A 19132-nucleotide genomic window follows, 5' to 3' on the forward strand; every position below is an offset into this window, starting at 1 on the left:
ACATCATGTTCAACGATAAACCATGGGTGTGCGTTCCCCGGCCGGGGGCCTCGGGGTGTGAGCTGTGTCATTGGCGTACGAGCATGATCACCGAAGCCGTGACGCCGACGACGACGATGAAGGCACGCATCGCCACCGGGGGGAGCTTGCGGCCGTAGCGCGCGCCGATCAGGCCGCCCGCCGTCGAGCCCAGCGCGATCAGCCCTGCGGCCGTCCAGTCGATGTCCGCCACGATGATGAAGAGGACGGCGGCGACGCCGTTCACGAGCGAGGCGAGCACGTTCTTCGCGGCGTTCAGCCGCTGCAGGTCGTCCAGGAGGAAGGCGCCGAACAGGCCCATGAGCAGGACCCCTTGGGCGGCGCCGAAGTAGCCCCCGTAGATGCCGGTGGCGAGGACCCCGCACCACATCGGTATCCCGCCGTCCTTGCGCGCGGGAGTCTCCCGCTCCTTGAGCCTGCGGGCGAGCCGGGGCTGCAGCAGGACGAGGACGCACGCGGTCAGGATGAGGACCGGGACCACCGCCTGGAAGGCGTCGGCGGGCAGCTTCAACAGGAGCAGCGCGCCGATCAGGCCGCCGATGAGGGAGGCCGTGCCGAACCGCACCAGACGCCTGAACTGTCCCTTCATCTCCCGGCGGTAGCCGTACGCGGCGCTCAGCGTGCCCGGCACCAGGCCGATGTTGTTCGACACGTTGGCGAGGACCGGCGGGAAGCCGAAGGCGAGCAGGGTGGGAAAGGTGATGAGGGTGCCGGACCCGACCACCGCGTTGAGGCTGCCTGCCGCGACGCCGGCGATTCCGACAGCCACCATTTCGAGCGGTTCCACCTGTCACCTTTCCTGCCGTGCGGGTTCGGCCCGCCGCCCGGACCAGTGACGATCTTGCTGCCGGCGGAAACCCAAGTCAATCCTCGGCTTTCCTTGCAGTCCTCCAAGGCATTCCTAGGAGGACGGGGAGTCGGTGACACGGGTACCCAGGAACACCTTCACGCATCTCCGGTCGGCAGCCGGGCGGCGCGCGTCTGCAGATAGTGGGCCTCGGGGCGGCTGAGGGTGCCCTGGGCCGCCAGACGGTAGGCGGCGCGGGCGCCTTCGGTGTCGCCCGCCTTTTCCAGGAGGTGGGCGCGTACCGCCTCCAGTCGGTGATGACCCGTCAGGCGGTCTTCCAGCGCGGCGAGTTCGGTGAGGCCGGCATGGGGGCCGTGCACCATTGGCGCAGGCCACGACCCGGCCGAGCTCGGCCATGGGTTCGTGGGTGCGGCGTACGAGATGGTCGTACAGCGCGAGAATCTGCGGCCAGTCGGTGGCGTCCGCGCTCGGGGCCTCGTCGTGGAGAGCCGCGATCGCCGCCTGCAACTGATAGGCACCCGGCGGGCCTTGGGAGAGCGCCTCCTCGACGAGCGCCGTGCCCTCGTCGATCGCCCGCCGGTCCCAGCGGCCGCGGTCCTGTGCGTCGAGCGGGATCAGCTCGCCGTGCGGTCCGGTCCGCGCGGCCGTACGCGCCTCGGTGAGCAGCATCAGCGCCAACAGGCCGGTCACCGCGCCCTCGTGGGGCAGCAGACGGCGCACGGCGCGGGTCAGGCGAATCGCCTCCCGGGCGAGCTCGGCACGGTGGAGCGCGTCGCCGGAGGTCGCCGTATAGCCCTCGTTGAAGATCAGATAGAGCACCTGGAGGACCGCGGCGAGCCGGGCGTCGCGATCCTCCGGCCCCGGCTGCCGGAACGGCACCCCCTTGATCCGTCCCTTGGCCCTGCTGATGCGCTGCGCCATGGTCGCCTCCGGCACCAGGTGGGCGCGGGCGATCTCGGCCGTCGTGAGACCGCCGACGGCCCGCAGTGTCAGCGCGACCTGCGCGGCCGGGGTCAGCTCCGGGTGGCAGCACAGGAACAGCAGCGTGAGGGTGTCGTCGTCCGCCGGGGCGCGGCTCTCACCCGGCGCGGGAGCGGTGCAGGCGTCCCTGGGGGTGAGCAGCGCCGCGTCCTCCTCGCGCCGCCGCCGCGCCTCGTCCGCGCGCAGTTGATCCGTCAGACGGCGCGAGGCGACCTTGATCAGCCAGCCCCGTGGGTTCTCCGGCAGGCCCTGCTCGGGCCACTGCCGGGCTGCGGCGAGCAGCGCCTCCTGGACGGCGTCCTCGGCGGCGCCGAAATGGCCGTAACGACGCACGAGCGCGCCGAGGACCTGCGGCGCGTGCAGGCGCAACAGGTCCTCGACCTCGGTCGTACGTCTCAACATTCGCCTCCCGCGGAGTCCGGCACCGACCGGATGACGACGGGCGGCTCGACGAGGCCCTCGGGCCCGGGGCACTCCAGGACGCGCTGGGCGATCTCGGTGACCCGCTCCAGGCTCTCGCATTCGAGCAGCCAGTACCCGGCCAGCACCTCCTTCGTCTCGCCGTAGGGGCCGTCGGTGATCACCGGTCGGCCGTCCTTGCCCTTGCTGACGAAGCGGGCCTGCGCGGGTTCCGAGAGCCCCTGCGCGTCGATGAGCTCGCCGGACTCGGCCAGATCGTTGTTGAGCTCGCCCATGAAGGCGAACATGGCCTGCAGCTCCTGCTCGCTCCAGGCGGGGCGGTCCCCGGAGGGCTTGCCCGCCATCGCCTCGTAGTCGGCCTGCGATCCCTGGACCATCACCAGATACTTCATGACTTCGCTCCTAGGCTGCTCCGTCGCCCCTGGTGGGCGGCTTTCACAGGGGACGTCGGAGCGGACGGCGCGTTCTCGACAGCTCTCGGGAAAGAATTTCCGGGACAGGGCGGCGGAGGAGCTGACGCTCAAATCCTATCGACGGGCGGCGGTCCGTTCCTGCTGGAACGCGCCACGCCCCCGGAAGGGCGGGCCGCCCGCACCCCTCGGCCCATCCGATGTGCCCCGCACCCCTCGGCTCACCCGATGTGCACCGGGGCCGCGCCCTCGGCCGCCTCCTGCTTGCCGGCCGTGATGGCCAGGCCGGTGACCAGGAGTCCCGCCAGGAACATCACGCCCGCACCGACGAAGGCCAGCGTGTAGCCGTGGGTGAGGGCGTCGGCCGCCTTGGCCACCAGCGGCTGGTCGCCGGTGGCCGCGCCCCGGTAGAGCGAGGCGGCGGCGTCGGGCAGCCGGTCGTCGGCCGCCGAGGTGGAGACCGTCGCCAGGACGGCGAGTCCCAGGGCGCCGCCGATCTGCTGGGCGGTGTTGAGGAGCGCGGAGGCGATGCCCGTCTCCTGGTGGTCGACGCCGCTGACGGCGCCCAGCGTCATCGGTACGAAGCCCATGCCGAGGCCGAGCGCGGTCACGAACATCGCCGGCATCAGATGGCCGGTGTACGACGAGTCGGGGGTGAGCGTGGCGAACCAGAACATGCCCGCGGCCGCCACCAGCAGACCGGGTCCGGCGATCGCGCGCGGTGCGAGCCGGGTGACCAACTTGGCGCTGGCGGCCGCCGCGACACCCATGCCCAGGCTGAACGGCAGATTGGCGAAGCCGGTCTTGACCGCGCTGTAGCCGAGGATCAGCTGCATGTAGAGGGTGAGGAAGTAGAAGGTCGCGATCATGCCGGCGCCGATGAACAGCATCGTGGCGTACGACCCCGAGCGGTTGCGGTCCCTGAAGAGCCGCAGCGGCATCATCGGGTGCGCGGTGCGGGCCTGGATGAAGAGGAAGGCGCTGAGCAGGACGGCGGCGACCGCGAAGCAGGACAGGGCCGGACCGTCGGTCCAGCCGTGCTCACCGCCGCGGGTGATGCCGTAGACCAGGGCGAGCAGGCCGCCGGTGCCGGAGATGGTGCCGGGGACGTCGAGGCGGCCCTGGTGACGCTCGGCCTCGACCAATGTCCTGGTCCCGGCGAGCACGGCCAGGCCGATGGGGATGTTCACGAAGAACACCCATCGCCAGTCCAGTGCGTCGGTGAGGACGCCGCCGAGCAGCAGGCCCACGGTGGCGCCGATGCCGGCCATCGCCGCGTAGACGCCCATCGCCTTGTTGCGCGGCTTGCCCTCGGGGAACGTCGTGGCGATCAGCGACAGGGCGCTGGGTGCCGCGACGGCCGCGCCGACGCCCTGCAGGATGCGGGCGCCGATCAGCAGGCCCTCGTTCGGGGCGAGTCCGCCGAGCAGCGAGGCCAGGGTGAACAGGGCGATGCCCACCTGGAACATCCGCCGGCGTCCGAAGAGGTCACCGGCCCGGCCGCCGAGCAGCAGGAGGCCGCCGAAGGCCAACGCGTAGGAGTTGACGATCCAGGCCAGATTCGCGTCGGACACGTGCAGTGCGGTCTGGATGCTCGGCAGGGCGATGTTGGTGATGGTGCCGTCGAGCACCACCATCAGCTGGGCCGCGGCGATCACGAAGAGGGCCAGGCCGAGGTGCCGGCCACCGGGTGGGGCGCCGGCCGGGGCACCGAGGGCGTCCACCGGTGCGGAGGGGGCGACAGCTGTGCTGTCAGCAGACATGAAAGGGCTCCAGAACGAGGCTCGGACATTTTGCGGTGGAACGGGAAACGGCAGTGGAAGGCGCGTTTCCATTCCGGTGCGAGGGGCGCGGTGAAGCGCTGGTGCGGGGCGCGGGAATGCGGTCCTTCTGAGGACGAGAGAAAACCCTAACACTCGATCGCCGCAGGTCGGTGCCTGGTTTTCGGCGATCGATCCATACCCGTCAGTGGACTTGACTTTTTCGGCTCTTTCCTAGGCCGTCGACTTCTTCGGGATTTCTCGATTTCACTTGCATTCTCGTTCGAGTTGTGAGCAATGGGAGTTCTGATGAGCCGTCAGAGATGCTTCCGAGTGCTCACACTTTTCGCCGAAAGGCAAGTTGCACTAATGTCGTGGCCATGGACATTGGGGTGTTCCTGCCGATTCCGGCGAGGGGCGGGCCGGGGCAGGCCGAGGACTTCGCGGTCGCGGCGTGCCGTGCCGAGGAGCTGGGCTTCGAGTCGGTGTGGGCGAGTGACGAGCCGGCGGGCCGCGTGTCGGCGCCGGACGCGGTGACCGCCCTGAGCGCGGCCGCGACGGCGACCACCCGTATCAGGGTGGGCTACGGCGTCCCGACGGTTTCCGTGGAGGAGGCCGATCACGTCGCCGAGCGGCTCGCGCACCTTCAATCCCGCTCCGGCGGACGGGTGTTGCTGAGGGTGGATGCCGGTGGCTCGTACGGCGTGTACGGTGCGGGCGACGAGGAGCGCGGCGAGCGGACCGACCGTGGGCTGGAGCGGCTGCGCGGTCTGCTCGCGGAGAGTTACGCCGCGGGTGGCGGGATCGGGCCCGCGCTTGAGTCACGCGTGCCGTGGCCGCCCTGCCTGATCGGCGGCGGGTCGGAGGCCTCCCTGCGGCGGGCGGCCCATCACGGGGGCTGGTTCCCCGATCTCGCCTCGCCCGCGGATCTCGCCGGTGCGCGCCCGCGGTTGAACGCCCTGGCTGCCGCGTCCTATGGCGTCACGCAGCCGACGATGAGCACGGCGGCCCCCGTGGCCCTGCACCGCACGGGCACGGACGAGCGATACGCTCCGTCGGCCGGTCACCTCCTGAGCCGCTACGGCGTCGACGCGGAGGGCGCCGCCGCCCTGCTGATCAGCGGCGAACCGCCCCAGGCCGCCGAGGCGATCGTCGCGTACGCGCAGGCGGGGGCGGACCGGCTCGTCCTGCGCCTCCCCGACGCCGACTGGCGGGCTCAATACGAACTCGCCGCACAAGCGGCCCAGTTGGCGCGTTCCGCGCTGCCGCTCCGGTCCACCGCTACCGCCGGGAGCCAGACCGGCTGCGGAGGCTGGGCGCGCGTCACCCTCGACGTCGAACGGCGGCGGGAGTCCGGGGCGGGGGTGGGGCGAGGCATGTACGCCTTCGTCAATCCCCTCGGCGCGGACCACCTGGAGGACGCGTTCGTGGCGGCCCTGGAGGAGGGCGTGCGCGAAGGACTCGCGGGCGAGGCCCGTACGGTCCGGGTGCACCGGGCATGGGTGCACGCGGTCGACGCGAACGAGTCGGTGTTCCGCAGGGTGGGTTGCCGGGCGGTCACGGAGGCGTTGGCCGCGGAGCGTGCGGGGACGGAACGGTGACGGGCGGAACGTCTGGGCGGGGGAGTCCGGGTGGCGGGCCCGGCGCGACCCACTGACTCGACCGGGGACGGTCGGGGAGATGCCACCGCTCGGGCGACCGGGGCAGCCGGTTCACCCCCACCAGGCCCGGCCGACCGGCACAGCCCGGCCAACCCCCACCCCGCCCGGCCGAGGGACCGCCGGCCAACCCCGCCGCCCCGCCCCCGCTCACCGACTCCGCGTAGCCCCATCCGACCGCTCCCCATCCAGGCCTGGCGCCCCACTGCCGGTCCCTCCCGTCCCCGCCCCCTCCCGCTTCTCGTCGCCATGGCCGGGCCACCACGCCGCGTGGCCGATCAGGGCCGTCAGGGCCGGGGTGAAGACCATCGCCATGACGAACGCGGCGATGACGATGCCGAAGGAGAGCGAGAAGCCCATCTGCGAGAGCGTCGAGTTGCCCGCGAGCATCAGCGTCGCGAACGTACCGGCGAGGATCACGCCCGCCGAGCCGATCGTCGGCCCGGAGTGGCGCACCGCCGTACCCGCCGCGTCGCGCGGAGTCCGCCCCTCGCGTGCCTCCTCGCGCAGCCGCGACACCATGAGGATGTTGTAGTCCGTGCCGAGTGCGACGACGAACAAGTACATGATCACCGGCAACATGAACATGAGCCCCGGCTGGCTGCCGATCTGCTGGAAGAGCAGCGACGTCGCGCCGAGGGTCGCGCCGAAGCCGAGTGCGACGGACAGCATCAGGTACCAGGGCGCCACCAGGCTGCGCAGCAGCAGGCCGAGGATGACCATGATGGCCAGCGCCGCCACCGGGAAGACCACCGAATAGTCGCGGTCCACCGCCTTGTTGATGTCGACGTACACGGCCGTCGTGCCGCCGACGAGCGCCCGCGTGCCGGTCGGCGCGTCGTCGTGGGCGGTGGGCCGCAGGCGGTCCTTGACGGTCGCCAGCGCCTTGTCGGAGGCGGGCGGGTCCGCGAGGATCACCGAGTACGAGGCCGTCGTGCCGTCCGGGCTGAGCTTCGCGGCGGCGACCTCGCCCACTCCGGTGACGCCGGAGAGCCGCTCGCGGAAGGCGGCGGCCGCGGACGGGGCCAGCGGCTCGTCGGCCGCGGAAGTCAGATACACGGAGGTCGGGTCGGTGGTGCCGGCCGGGAAGCCCTTCTGCAGGTCGTCCAGGGCGACCATCGACTCCTTGTCCTTGGGCAGCGAGGACCCGGCCAGGTCGAAGTTGGCCCGGTAGCCGAGCGCGCCGAGCGTGAGCGCGCCCATGACGAGCGCGGAGACCAGCGCCCACACGGCGGGCCTGCGGGCCACGGACGCGCCCAGTCTGGCGAACCCCGTGCCCTGCGGCTCCCGTTGCCAGGACTTCGACGGCCAGAACACCTTCGTGCCGAGGAGCGAGACCACGGCCGGGACGAGAGTGAGTCCGGCGAGCAGCGTCACGAACACGGCGATGGCCAGGGCCGGGCCCATCGACTGCAGCATGCCGAGCGAGGAGAGCGTCAGCGCGGCGAAGGCGACGATGACCGCGCCCGCCGCCGAGGTGATGGCCTCGCCGACCCGCTCGACGGCGTGCACCATGCCGCCCTTGACGTCCTCGCCCGCGCGCAGTGCCTCCCGGTAGCGGAAGAGCAGGAACAGGATGTAGTCCGTGCCGACGCCGAACAGCACGACGGTCAGGAGCTCCTGGATCGAGGAGTCCGCCTTCATGCCGAAGGCCTTGTTGGCGGAGGCGATCAGACCGGTGGCCATCGGCGAGATCAGGCCGATGAGGACCACGGGCAGCAGCGCGATGATGGGGCTGCGGAAGATCACGAGCAGTAGGACGACGATGATGACGATCGTGCCGACCCCGACGAGCAGGCCCGCCCGCTTCGACGCGTCGCTCTCGTCCAGCGCCTGCGCCGCCGAGCCGGTGATGCCGGCGGACAGGTCCGTGCCCTTCAACTCCGGCTGCAGATCGGCCCGCAGCCGCTTCACCGCGTCCTGCTGTGCGGTGTCCTCGGGATTGGTGATCTTCGGCATCGCGACGACCGACGTCTGCACGAGCTTGTTGGGGGATACCTGCCCCGGCGCGACGGCCTGCACCTCGGGGATCTTCTGCTTCTGCAGATCCGCGGAGACGCGCCGCACGTCGGCGGAGTCGGCCGCCGTCAGCTCTTCGCCGTCGGAGCTGGAAGACGATGATCGCGCCGATGTTCTGCTGCCGGGGGAAGTCCTTCTCCTGTACGTCGGCGGCGCGGATCGACTCGTAGTGGTCGGGAAGGAAACTCGCCTCGTCGCTGCTGGACGTCAGCTTCGGTGCCAGCGAGATCACCGCGCCGGCCGCGACCACCCACGCCAGGATGATCCACCAGGGGCGGCGCACCACGAATCGGCCCAGGCCAGAGAACATCGGCTACTGCCTCTCCTCGCCCCCGAGGCACAACAGTCGTGTTCCGCCAAGGATCGGCCGGACCGGGCGGCCCCGCCACTCGAACCACCGGTTTCCGGTCGTTCGCGGACGGGCGGGGCGCCCGGGGCGGCTCAGAAGTTGATCATGTGCCCGGCCAGGCCGTGCACCGCTTCCTTGACGGCCTCGCCGAGGGTCGGGTGGGCGTGGACGTTGCGCGCCACCTCGTGGACGGTGAGGTCCCACTGCTGGGCCAGGGTGAGCTCGGGCAGCAGTTCGGTGACGTCAGGGCCGATCAGGTGGGCGCCGATGATCTCGCCGTGCGTGTCATCGCTGATGATCTTCACGAAGCCGACGGTGTCACCGAGGCCGTGCGCCTTGCCGTTGGCCTGGAACGGGAACTTCGCGACCTTGACGTCGAAGCCCTTCTCCTTGGCCTGCGCCTCCGTCCAGCCGAAGCTGGCGATCTGCGGCTGCGAGTACGTGGCGCGCGGGATCATCGGGTAGTCGAGTTCCATCGTCTCGGCGTCCGCGAGGGTCTCCGCGGCCACCACACCCATGGCCTCGGCGGTGTGCGCCAGCATCAGCTTGGCGGTGACGTCGCCGATGGCGTAGATGTGCGGGACGTTGGTGCGGCAGCGGCCGTCGACCTCGATGGCGCCGCGCTCGGTGAGCGCCACGCCCGTCGCCTCCAGGCCGAAGCCGCCGACGTTCGGCGCGAAACCGATGGCCTGCAGGACCTTGTCGGCCTCCAGGATCTGCTCCTTGCCGTCCTTGCCCGTGACGGTGACCTTGACCTGCTCGCCCGACTCGTCGATCGACTCCACGCGCGTGGAGGTCAGCACGTCGATGCCGAGCTTGCGGTACTGCTTCGCCAGCTCCTTGGAGACGTCCGCGTCCTCCAGCGGGGCGACCCGGTCCAGGAACTCGACGATGGTGACCTTCACGCCGTAGTTGTGCAGGACGTACGCGAACTCGATGCCGATCGCGCCCGCGCCGGCGATCACGATGGAGCGCGGCAGCGTGTCGGCGAGGATCTGCTCCTCGTACGTCACCACGCGCTCGCTGCGGCTCGTGCCGGGCAGCAGGCGGGGGGTGGCGCCGGTGGCGATGATGCAGTTCTCGAAGCCGATCGTGGCGGTCGAGCCGTCGGACTTCGCCACCTGCAGCGTGTTCGCGTCGAGGAAGGTGCCCCGGCCGTCGAACTCCGCGATGCCGTTCTTCTTCATCAGGAAGTGGACGCCCTTGACCCGGCCGTCCGCGACCGTGCGGCTGCGGCTGAACGCCTCGCCGTAGTCGAAGGAGACCTGGCCGTCGACCTTGATGCCGTACGTCTTCTGCTCGTGCGTGAAGAGGTGGGCGAGCTCGGCGTTGCGCAGCAGGGCCTTCGTCGGGATGCAGCCGACGTTGAGACAGACGCCGCCCCAGTACTTCTCCTCGACGACTGCCACTCGCTTGCCCAGCTGGGCGGCGCGGATGGCGGCGACGTAGCCGCCGGGTCCTGCTCCGAGCACGACGACGTCGAAGCGGTCTTCCATGGGGAGGTCCTCTCTGGGTGGTACGGGTCCGGTGGTACGAGTCCGGTGGTACGGATGGCTCTGGCACGATCATCCGCCATGCGCGGGCCCACCGGGTCGCCGGGTGGGACACGCCACAGTCCGCACCGGCCGCCACACCCGAGCGGGGCCCATGGCGCCGCGCCAACCACCTTTCCCCACAAGTGTGTTGGAGATTCGACAGTTGGTTCACCCGAACGTGGATCACCGGCTAGTGTCGCGGGCAGGAACACGTTCCGTACACGCCACGGGAAAGGTGGAGAGCGCGCTGTGGAGAGTGACGACCGGCTCGAGACGATGTCCATCCCCTACGACGTCCCGACCTCGGCGCGCGGCTACGGCTGGATGCTGGGCGGCAAGGACAACTACGAGGTGGACCGCGACTTCATCCTCTCCACCGTCCCGTCCTTTCCCGAGGTCGTCGACATCTGTCGGCAGAACCGCCAGTTCCTCTACCGCGCGGTGCGTCACCTGACGCGCGAGCAGGGCATCCGCCAGTTCATCGACATGGGCTGCGGACTTCCCACCGACAACAACGTCCACCAGGTCGCCCAGCGCTTCGCGCCCGATGCCCGCGTCGTCTACGTGGACATCGATCCGATCGTCCTCGCCCATGGCCGCGCGCTGCTCGCCGACGACTCCTCGACCACGGTCATCATGGGCGACATGCGCGACCAGGACGCGATCCTGGACCACCCCGACGTGCGCCGTCTCATCGACTTCGACGAGCCGGTCGCCACGCTCTTCCTGTCCGTCGGGCACCACCTCGTCGACGCCGACGATCCCCGCCGCATCCTGCGCACCATCATCGACCGCGCGGCGCCCGGCAGTTTCGTCGGCTTCTCGCAGGTCATCTGCGAGGACCCGGTACGCGGTGCGAAGATGACCGAGCACATCGCCGGCGGCGGCGTGCCGTGGCAGACCCGCACGCCCGCCGAGGTCGACGTCCTGCTCGAAGGCCTCGAAGCCGTGGACCCCGGCGTGGTCAACCTCGTCGACTGGCGGCCCGACCCCGACCAGCCCGCCCTGGAGCCGGTCGACCCCGACCTCGTCCCCTACCTCGGTGTGACCGACGCCAACAAGGGGATCTACGAGTACGGCGGAGTGCTGCGCAAGCCGTGACGCACGGTTGACCTGGGGGACCGACGGCCCCACAATGGCGACCATGATCCAGCACCTGACCGCCGCGGCACGGACGTTCGACGTCCCGTGGCGATGTGGGTGCGAGCGATCGGGCCGCTAGCTGCACGGAGCCCTGCTCCGACCAGCCCGCCCGTTCGCTCCCGCACTCCAAGGATCACACCCATGACTGCCACACCGCGCTTCCCCGCGACCGCCGCCCTGCGCGAGGCCCGTATCCCCGCCGACGGCATGTACGAGGGCCGCCGTACCCTGCGCCGGCTGCCCGAAGGCTGGCGGGAACACCCCTACGAGCTCCTCGACATTGTGCCCCAGGGCCGCCTCATCGGCGCCGAGATCCGCGGCGTCGACCTCGCCCGCCCCCTGACGCCGGCCCTGCGCGACGAGTTGAACCGGGCCCTGCTGGAGTGGAAGGTACTCTTCTTCCGCGGCGCCCACATCACCCCGGAGCAGCAGCGCGCGTTCGCCCTCAACTGGGGCGACCTGGAGACCAATCCGCTGCTCGCGCGCGGCTCCGCCGACGACGTCGTCCGGTTCGACAAGGGCGGCAGCGCCGTCCCCACGTACGAGAACGTCTGGCACGCCGACGTCACCTTCCGCGAACGGCCCGCGCTGGGCGCCGTGTTGCAGCTGCGAGAGGTGCCGCCGTTCGGCGGCGACACGATGTGGGCGGACATGGCGGCCGCGTACGACAACCTTCCCGACACCGTGAAGGCGCGCATCGACGGCGCGCACGCCGTGCACGACTTCATCCCCGGCTTCGCCCGCTTCTACGGTCCCGACAAGCTCGCCCCGCTCCAGGACCGCTTCCCGCCCGTCACCCACCCCGTGGTGCGCACGCACCCGGAGACCGGGCGGCGGATGCTCTTCGTCAACACCTCCTTCACCACGCACATCGTCGGGATGGAGCGCGAGGAGAGCGACCGCCTCCTCGGCTATCTGGTGCGGCAGGCGCACGTGCCGGAGTACCAGGTGCGGTTCCACTGGCAGGCGGGCGACGTCGCGTTCTGGGACAACCGCGCCACGCAGCACTACGCCGTCGACGACTACGCCCCGCACCGCCGGGTGGCGGAGCGCGTCGCCATCGCGGGGGACCGGCCCTACTAGCGGGGCCCGTGACGACTCGCCCTCACAGGGTCAACTGCCAGCGGATCTCACCGTCCTGGACCACATCGGTGGCGGTGAGACCCGCTGACCGCGCGACGGCCGCGGACGCGCCGTGGTCGGGGTGGACGTGCGCGACGACCGTGTGCACGGCCCGCTCCGCCAGCCAGTCGACCAGGCCACGCGCCGCCTCCGACGCGAGACCCCGGCCCTGCCACGGCGTCCCGACGACCCAGGCGATCTCCGCGACCCCGTCCGCGCCGACGGTCGCCTGGACCGTCCCGACCAGGCACGGCCGGCCCTCCTCGCGCAGCCGCAGCACCCAGTTGCACCAGGAGACACCGGGGTCCGGGGCGCCGGCGAGCATGCGGCGATAGCGGGCACGCAGGGCCTCGACGTCGTCGGGGGCGCCGCCGATGAAGGTGTGCAGCTCCGGATCGCCGAGGGCGACCGCCATCTCCTCGGCGTGCTCGACGCCCAGCGGTACGAGGTCGAGCCGGGCGGTGTGCGTCTCGGTGGGGATCATGGACGCATCATGCCCGGAGACCGGCCCCGGCGGCTACGCGGCCCCGGGGGCTCTTGACCGGTTGATCATGCCCTCTTAGCCTCAGTCGATCCACAACTCCGTCGCCGCCATGTGCTGGGTCTGCCGAGGTCGTACCGATGACACAACCGCCTGCCGGCGCCCTCACCGGGCTCAGGGTGCTCGATCTGTCCCGGGTGCTCGCCGGGCCCTACTGCGCACAACTCCTCGCCGACCACGGCGCCGACGTCATCAAGGTGGAGCCGCCGGCCGGTGACGAGACGCGGGGCTGGGGCCCGCCGTTCGTCTCGCCGGGCACGTCCGCGTACTACCGGAACCTCAACCGGGGCAAGAAGAACATCGTCGTGGACCTGTCCGTACCCGAAGGGCGGGACATCCTCGACACGCTGCTCCGCGAGACCGATGTGCTCGTCGAGAACTTCAAGGCCGGGACCCTCGCCAAGTGGGGTTACGCGGACGAGGAGTTGCGACGCCGCTTTCCCGCCCTCGTCCACTGCCGCGTCACCGGCTTCGGCACGGACGGGCCGCTCGGCGGGCAGCCGGGCTACGACGCGGTGCTCCAGGCGTACGGCGGTCTGATGAGCGTGAACGGCGAAGCGGACGGAGAGCCGCTGCGGGTCGGTGTCCCGGTCGTCGACCAGGTCACCGGCATCCTCGCCTTCTCCGGCATCCTGCTGGCCCTGTACGAACGCCGAAGCTCCGGCCTCGGCCAACTCGTCGACTGCACCCTCCTGGACACCGCGATCAGCCTGCTCCACCCGCACTCCGCGTCGTGGCTCGCCGACGGCACGGTCCCGCGGCGCACCGGCTCCGCGCACCCCAGCATCGCCCCCTACGACTCGTTCACCGCCGCCGACGGACCGCTCTTCGTCGCGGTCGGCAACGACCGGCAGTTCGGCGCGCTCACGGACGTCCTCGCGGTGCCGGAGCTGGCCGCGGACCCGCGCTTTCGCACCAACCCGGACCGCGTGCGCCACCGCCATGAGCTGCGGGCGCTCCTGGAGAAGGCGATCGGCGCGCGGCCTCGCGCGGAGCTCACCGACCTGCTCACGGCCCGGGGCATCCCGGCCTCGCCCGTGCACGATGTCGCCGAGGCGCTGACCGCACCGCAGGTGCGCCACCGAGGACTGGTGCTGGAGGAGGGCGACTACCGCGGGCTCGCGTCGCCGGTGTCCCTGTCCCGCACGCCCGCCCGGGTACGCCCCGAGGTGCGCGGCGCGGGCGCGGACACGCGCGAGGTGCTGGCCTCCGGCGGTCTCGACGAGGCGGCGATCGACGAGGCGGTCGGACGGGGCGTGGTGCGGGCCGCCACGGACCCGCGCACCCCGCCGTCCGGGGCCGGGTGAAGGCAGTGCGGGCGCGCACACTACGGCCCCCGGTGTCACCCGACACCGGGGGCCGCCCCGCGTCCCGGCCGCCTTCCCCCACGAAAGGTCACCGGGACTTCCCCTGAGTGTGGTTCAGGGCTTGGTCCGCTCAGAAGGAGAGTGCGACACCCTCCCCGAGACCAGCCTGCATCTCACACCGGTTCCCGAAGGTCTTGGACCAGTTGACGTGCTTGCCGTTCCACACGCCGGCGACGGTCACGGTGACCGGTCGCCACTCCTTGGTACACATCACGTCGGACGCGCCGCCGACCAGCTGGGCGAACTCGCCGCCGACCTTGCTGAGTTCGGCGCACGCGGCTGCCGCCGCCGGGTGGGTGCCGGCCGGGCGCGGCGCGCAGGTGAGGGTCACGGCGCGCTCCACCGCGACGGAGTCGGCGTCCTCGCCCTGGCCGACCGTGAGCACCAGGACGGACGGCGCGTAGAGGCTCTTCGTCTGCGGGGCCTCGGCGTGCGCGGTGCCTGCTGTCGCGGCGAGGACGCAGGTGGCCGCCGCGGCGGCCGCTCCCACGGCCTTGAGGGTGCGACGCATGGTGGACTCTCCTTCGATCGAGTGGTTGGTGACTGCGCTGAGGAGTCTTGCCGGTGCGGAGAGTGAATGCCATGTGGATGGTCGATTTCCGGATGTGCCGGTCCGGTGAGCGGTGTCCGTACGAGCGTTCGGGCTGCTCAAGCGCGGTGGAACCGGTTCCCCGACCTGCGTCCACCATGTGGACAAGTGCCATTGGTATAACCCAGAACCATCTGCTGAGCTGCGTGAACGCAAAATTGGTTTTCGCTTCGACGATCTGCATCGACTGGAAATCGCTGCTGAACCATCCGTCATTGCCCGTTTTGTAACGGCGCCGGACCTTCCTGACGGCTCGGCAGATGTGACGGATCGCCTCGCTACCCCAACTCCTGCGCGAGGCAGTCGCCGGTCAGCCTCTGGTGAAGGCGAGGACTGCCGCCAGATTCATCGGCTGGCGTGTCGACACATAGACATACGGCGCGCCTCCCCAGGCGTTGCGCAACTCGATGCGCAGCGCGGTGGGGACGTAGGAGCGCAGGAGCAGCAGCGCGTACGGGTTCGCCCGAACCGTGCGCCACTCGAAGGCCTCCCGCTCGTCGAGGATCTCCGTCACGCCCAGCGCCTCGATGGGGATGGTGCGTTTGCCGACGACGAGATGGCCCGGCGTGACGAGGATGCGCACGCTGCCGTGCAGGTGCACCAGCACGGCGGACACCGCGATCCCCATCGCCGCAGCGATCACCGCGGCGACGAGCCCGAAGGGCATCGCCCCCACGCCCAGACCGAGCCCGCCCAGCGCCACAAGTCCCCACCAGGAGCGGGGCACGCTCAGCCGCTCTTCGTAGATGTGCATGACCGCATATTGGCAGGCCCGCACGGCCTCTACAGAGCGGGGGGTTCGTGCGGGGGCGCGATCCGCGTCCGCGCCAGCGCATGGGCCCGGTCGAGCGCATCGGCTGCGTCGCACGGTACGTCGGGGCGGACGCCTGTGCCCTCCCAGTTGGTGCCGGAGACGGGGTTGACCGCCTTGCCCATCGGGATGGTCGCCTCCAGGTGCGGATGGACCGTCCAGCCCTCACACGGGTGGGCCCCACCGCGTGTCGTCTCCCCGACGATGACGGCACGCCCCAACTGTTGCAGGTCGTACGAGAGTTCCTCGGCGGCCGAGAAGGTGCTTGCGCTGGTCAGTACGTAGAGCGGTTTGGTGCCGCCGAAGCGCCGTCCCGGCACGTGCGCGGGGCTCCAGGACTGTTCGAGGCGGTCACCGTCGCGCCAGTACATGGTGTTGAGATGCGTGCGCTCGTCGAGCAGGTGCCCGCAGACGAACGCGACCGTGTCCGGGTCCCCACCGGTGTTGGCCCGCAGGTCGACGATGAGCGCCTCGGCCGGGGCGACCAGCGTGAGCGCGGCGGTCAGCGTCTCGGCGCACCAGTCCAAGGGGAAGAGCGCCGGAGCCAGTTCGAGGAGCGCGACGTTTCCGTCCAGCAACTCCGTCCGGGGCGCGCCGCCCAGTGACGCGTCCATCTTCGCGCGCATCATGGTCAGCGTCGCGGCACCCTGGTCCGCCGGCACGGGCCCGTCGTAGTGCTTGAGCCGCAGGTGCGGGTCGCCGTTGAGCGACTGGAGGTCCGTGGTGACCAGGCGGGCCAGTTCGGCGGGGTCCCGGACGTCGTACGTGCCGTCGGCCAGTCGGCGCCGCAACAGGGCGGCCAGTTGGGCGGCGACCTCCGGGAACACGTAGTGGTCCAGCAGAAGTTGGGCGGTCGCGTCGACGATGTCGGCGGTTCTGAGGGGGTGTGTGGCAGTGGTCATGGCAGAGGAGTAGAGCAGCCCTCTTCCCAAAGCGTCAAGAAGATTGGACACTTGGGTTCATGCCCGAGCACCCTCAAGAGTCCCCGCGCGACCCGGTCATCGAGATCGACTCACCCGAGCAGCACGCCGCCCTGGCCCACCCCCTGCGCCAGCGCCTGCTCTTCTCGCTGGCCCATCGGCCCGCCACCATCAGCCAGTTGGCGGCGCGCCTGGACGTCGGCAAGGGAAACGTCTCCCACCACCTGAAGGTCCTGCGCACCGCCGGACTGGTCCACGTCGCCGAGACCCGCAAGGTCAGGGGCGGCACCGAGCAGTACTACCAGCGGGTGGCCCGGCGCATGGCCGTCGCCGAGCCACGGGCCGAAGGGACCGCCGCGATGCTCGGCGCCGTGGCGCAGGAACTGGCGCGGTCCGAGCAGCCCACCCTGTCCCTGCGCCACATACGCCTGAGCCCCGAAAAGGCGCGCCGCCTCGCCGAGACCCTGGCCGCGCTGGTCGACGAGGCGGAGGAGGACGGGGGTGAACAGCCGGTGCACGGCGTGCTGGTGGCGCTGTACGAGCAGGCGGCAGCGCCGGAGGGTGCTGCGGACACGCGTACGTAAGGTGCTCTCATGTCCACACCCGCCACCGCGCCCGAGCTCCAGCTCCTCCGCCCCGACCACGCGTCCGCGCTGCTCGCCTTCGAGGAGGCGAACCGCGCCTACTTCGCCGCATCGATCCCCGACCGGGGGGACGCCTACTTCCGGGACTTCGACGCCCGGCACCGCGCCCTCCTCGCCGAACAGGCCGAAGGTGCCTGCTACTTCCACGTTCTGGTGGGGCAGGACGACGAGATCCTCGGGCGGGTCAACCTCGTCGACGTCGCGGACGGCGCCGCCGAACTCGGCTACCGGATCGCGCAGAAGGCGGCGGGCCGGGGCCTCGCCACCCGGGCGGTTCGGCAGGTCTGCGACCTCGCCGTCACCGCGTACGGCCTGACGAGGCTGCGCGCCGCCACGACGCACGACAACCCGGGCTCACGCGCCGTGCTCACCCGGACCGGCTTCGCGCCGGTCGGCGACGTCCGGCTGGACGGGGTCCCGGGGACCGGCTACGCCCTGACGCTCTGACGCCCGTTCCAGGAAGCGGAGGAGTTCGACGGGGAAGGGCAGGACGAGGGTGGAGTTCTTCTCGGCGGCGACGGCCACCACGGTCTGCAGGAGCCGGAGTTGGAGCGCGGCCGGTTCCTCGGCCATCTCGTGGGCGGCCTCGGCGAGTTTCTTGGAGGCCTGGAGTTCGGCGTCGGCGTTGATGACGCGGGCGCGGCGTTCGCGGTCGGCCTCGGCCTGGCGGGCCATGGAGCGCTTCATCGTCTCGGGCAGCGAGACGTCCTTGATCTCGACCCGGTCGATCTGCACGCCCCAGCCGATGGCCGGGGAGTCGATCATCAACTCCAGGCCCTGGTTGAGCTTTTCGCGGTTGGACAGCAGGTCGTCCAGGTCGCTCTTGCCGATGATCGAGCGCAGCGAGGTCTGCGCCATCTGCGAGACCGCGAACCGGTAGTCCTCGACCTCCACGACGGCGTGGGCGGGGTCGACCACCTTGAAGTAGATGACGGCGTCCACCCGGACGGTCACGTTGTCCCGGGTGATGCCCTCCTGGGCGGGCACCGGCATCGTGACGATCTGCATGTTGACCTTGCGGAGCCGGTCGACGCCCGGCACGACCATGGTGAGGCCGGGGCCGCGCACGGCGCCGGAGAGCCGGCCGAGCCGGAACACCACGCCGCGCTCGTACTGCTTGATCACGCGGGCCGCCGCCATCGCGTACACCGCGCAGCCGGCGGCGACCCCGGCGCCCGCGGTGAGCAGTTCCTGAACCATGGCACGACCCCCTGAGGTCCGAGCCGTTCACCGCTTCAACGATATGCCCACATATGTCCTGCGGTCGAGCCCCTCACAAAAGCGCCGAGCAGCCCGCGCGGGCCCGGTCAGTCCATGCGCGGCCGCGACTCGTGCAGCCGCGTGTGATAGCGGCCCTCCGACTCGTACCCGGTGGGATCCTCACCGGCGAGGATCACCTGGCGGATGGCGTCGCTGCGCTCCTCGGGGCTGGTGAAGAGCCGCTGCGGATAGGTCCGGGACATGTCGGTGACTGTGGTGAGCCCGTGGGCGGCGAGGGTCTCGGCGATGCGCCCGTAGGGCACCGTCCGCAGCACGAACGCGCTCACCCACACCGGCTCCCGCGCACAGCTCAGGAGCGCGTCGAACGTACGGTGCGAGATGTAGCCGATACCGCCGGTGACCGTGATCAGGCCGGTGCGGGCGACCGCGCGGCGCAGCCCCTCGCTGGGCGGGTGCCGCTCGAGGTTCTCGGCATACGCCTCGTCGAGCAGGCCCGCGTCGAGCGCGTACCGGGTGGCGTTCTCCGCCATGTCCAGACCGATCACCGGCGTGGCGTCAGCCCGCCGCCGTGAGGCGTAGAACTCCTTGTCGCGCTCGACGAGTTCGTGCGGGGTGAGCGCCGCGGCCTCCTCGGACGTGTAGTGCGCGTACAGGTCGGCGAGGGTCAGGTCGTGGTTGAGCAGCGCCGCGTTGATGCCGTACGAGCAGCACACGTCCAGGACCGTGACGGGGCCCTCGTCGCCCGGCTGCTGGGCGCGCAGGTCGCGTGTGCGCCGGAAGACGGGCTGGGCGTGC

At 71.0% G+C, this 19132-nt stretch carries 16 protein-coding genes and 2 pseudogenes; 6 read left to right on the forward strand and 12 right to left on the reverse strand.

What is annotated here, in order from left to right; translation table 11 throughout:
* Nucleotides 1-67: 67 nt before the first annotated feature.
* The 4 genes and pseudogenes from ACZ6CV_RS25450 to ACZ6CV_RS25465 all read right to left on the reverse strand — a co-directional run bounded on the left by ACZ6CV_RS25450 (nt 68) and on the right by ACZ6CV_RS25465 (nt 4421).
* The gene (locus ACZ6CV_RS25450; RefSeq protein ID WP_469253003.1) at nt 68-811 is read right to left on the reverse strand and encodes a sulfite exporter TauE/SafE family protein; all 744 of its coding nucleotides are present in this window, start codon (nt 809-811) and stop codon (nt 68-70) included.
* Nucleotides 812-984: 173 nt separating this feature from the next.
* Nucleotides 985-2230, reverse strand: a pseudogene (locus tag ACZ6CV_RS25455) (RNA polymerase sigma factor).
* Nucleotides 2224-2640 (reverse strand): YciI family protein, encoded by a 417-nt coding sequence (locus tag ACZ6CV_RS25460; protein WP_362373161.1) that lies wholly within the window; start codon nt 2638-2640, stop codon nt 2224-2226. The pseudogene ACZ6CV_RS25455 and the gene ACZ6CV_RS25460 overlap by 7 nt, the downstream one beginning before the upstream one ends.
* 239 nt (nt 2641-2879) lie before the next feature.
* Nucleotides 2880-4421: an MFS transporter gene (locus ACZ6CV_RS25465; protein WP_469253004.1), complete on the reverse strand. Its 1542-nt coding sequence runs from the start codon at nt 4419-4421 to the stop codon at nt 2880-2882.
* 377 nt (nt 4422-4798) lie between these two features.
* On the opposite strand from ACZ6CV_RS25465, the gene ACZ6CV_RS25470 reads away from it, so the two are divergent.
* A complete protein-coding gene (locus tag ACZ6CV_RS25470) occupies nt 4799-6019 on the forward strand; it encodes an LLM class flavin-dependent oxidoreductase (protein ID WP_469253005.1) in 1221 nt (406 codons plus the stop codon).
* 207 nt (nt 6020-6226) lie between these two features.
* Here ACZ6CV_RS25470 and ACZ6CV_RS25475 read toward each other — a convergent pair.
* Both ACZ6CV_RS25475 and lpdA read right to left on the reverse strand, forming a co-directional pair.
* A pseudogene (locus tag ACZ6CV_RS25475) lies at nt 6227-8405 on the reverse strand (MMPL family transporter).
* Nucleotides 8406-8536: 131 nt separating this feature from the next.
* A complete protein-coding gene (gene lpdA, locus ACZ6CV_RS25480; protein WP_469253006.1) occupies nt 8537-9940 on the reverse strand; it encodes a dihydrolipoyl dehydrogenase in 1404 nt (467 codons plus the stop codon).
* A 288-nt stretch (nt 9941-10228) separates the two neighbouring features.
* Between lpdA and ACZ6CV_RS25485 the strand changes: the two genes are divergently transcribed.
* Nucleotides 10229-11080, forward strand: coding sequence for an SAM-dependent methyltransferase (locus ACZ6CV_RS25485; protein WP_362373152.1), 852 nt, complete (start codon nt 10229-10231; stop codon nt 11078-11080).
* 249 nt (nt 11081-11329) lie between these two features.
* The gene (locus ACZ6CV_RS25490; protein WP_469253035.1) at nt 11330-12205 is read left to right on the forward strand and encodes a TauD/TfdA dioxygenase family protein; all 876 of its coding nucleotides are present in this window, start codon (nt 11330-11332) and stop codon (nt 12203-12205) included.
* A gap of 22 nt (nt 12206-12227) precedes the next feature.
* On the opposite strand, the gene ACZ6CV_RS25495 is transcribed toward ACZ6CV_RS25490, so the two are convergent.
* Nucleotides 12228-12728, reverse strand: a complete 501-nt coding sequence (locus ACZ6CV_RS25495; RefSeq protein WP_469253007.1) for a GNAT family N-acetyltransferase — start codon at nt 12726-12728, stop codon at nt 12228-12230.
* Nucleotides 12729-12865: 137 nt separating this feature from the next.
* Here ACZ6CV_RS25495 and ACZ6CV_RS25500 point away from each other — a divergent pair, with 137 nt between their 5' ends.
* Nucleotides 12866-14092 (forward strand): CaiB/BaiF CoA transferase family protein, encoded by a 1227-nt coding sequence (locus ACZ6CV_RS25500; RefSeq protein WP_469253008.1) that lies wholly within the window; start codon nt 12866-12868, stop codon nt 14090-14092.
* 130 nt (nt 14093-14222) lie between these two features.
* Here ACZ6CV_RS25500 and ACZ6CV_RS25505 read toward each other — a convergent pair whose 3' ends face one another.
* The 3 genes from ACZ6CV_RS25505 to ACZ6CV_RS25515 form a co-directional block, all read right to left on the reverse strand.
* Nucleotides 14223-14663: a subtilase-type protease inhibitor gene (locus ACZ6CV_RS25505; protein ID WP_469253009.1), complete on the reverse strand. Its 441-nt coding sequence runs from the start codon at nt 14661-14663 to the stop codon at nt 14223-14225.
* Nucleotides 14664-15051: 388 nt separating this feature from the next.
* Entirely contained in the window at nt 15052-15495 is a 444-nt protein-coding gene (locus tag ACZ6CV_RS25510) for a DUF3093 family protein (protein WP_469253010.1), read from the reverse strand.
* Between the two features lie 29 nt (nt 15496-15524).
* On the reverse strand, nt 15525-16454 hold the full coding sequence (locus ACZ6CV_RS25515; RefSeq protein WP_469253011.1) for a S41 family peptidase: 930 nt from the start codon (nt 16452-16454) through the stop codon (nt 15525-15527).
* A 59-nt stretch (nt 16455-16513) separates the two neighbouring features.
* Here ACZ6CV_RS25515 and ACZ6CV_RS25520 point away from each other — a divergent pair, with 59 nt between their 5' ends.
* Both ACZ6CV_RS25520 and ACZ6CV_RS25525 read left to right on the forward strand, forming a co-directional pair.
* On the forward strand, nt 16514-17056 hold the full coding sequence (locus ACZ6CV_RS25520; RefSeq protein ID WP_469253012.1) for an ArsR/SmtB family transcription factor: 543 nt from the start codon (nt 16514-16516) through the stop codon (nt 17054-17056).
* A 9-nt stretch (nt 17057-17065) separates the two neighbouring features.
* Nucleotides 17066-17563, forward strand: a complete 498-nt coding sequence (locus ACZ6CV_RS25525; RefSeq protein ID WP_469253013.1) for a GNAT family N-acetyltransferase — start codon at nt 17066-17068, stop codon at nt 17561-17563.
* Here ACZ6CV_RS25525 and ACZ6CV_RS25530 read toward each other — a convergent pair.
* Nucleotides 17471-18316 (reverse strand): slipin family protein, encoded by an 846-nt coding sequence (locus tag ACZ6CV_RS25530; protein WP_469253014.1) that lies wholly within the window; start codon nt 18314-18316, stop codon nt 17471-17473. The genes ACZ6CV_RS25525 and ACZ6CV_RS25530 overlap by 93 nt on opposite strands.
* 107 nt (nt 18317-18423) lie before the next feature.
* Nucleotides 18424-19132, reverse strand: a 709-nt coding sequence (locus ACZ6CV_RS25535; protein WP_469253015.1) for a hypothetical protein, incomplete at its 5' end; no start/stop codon positions are given.

It is taken from the genome of Streptomyces sp. NPDC041713 (assembly GCF_055591085.1).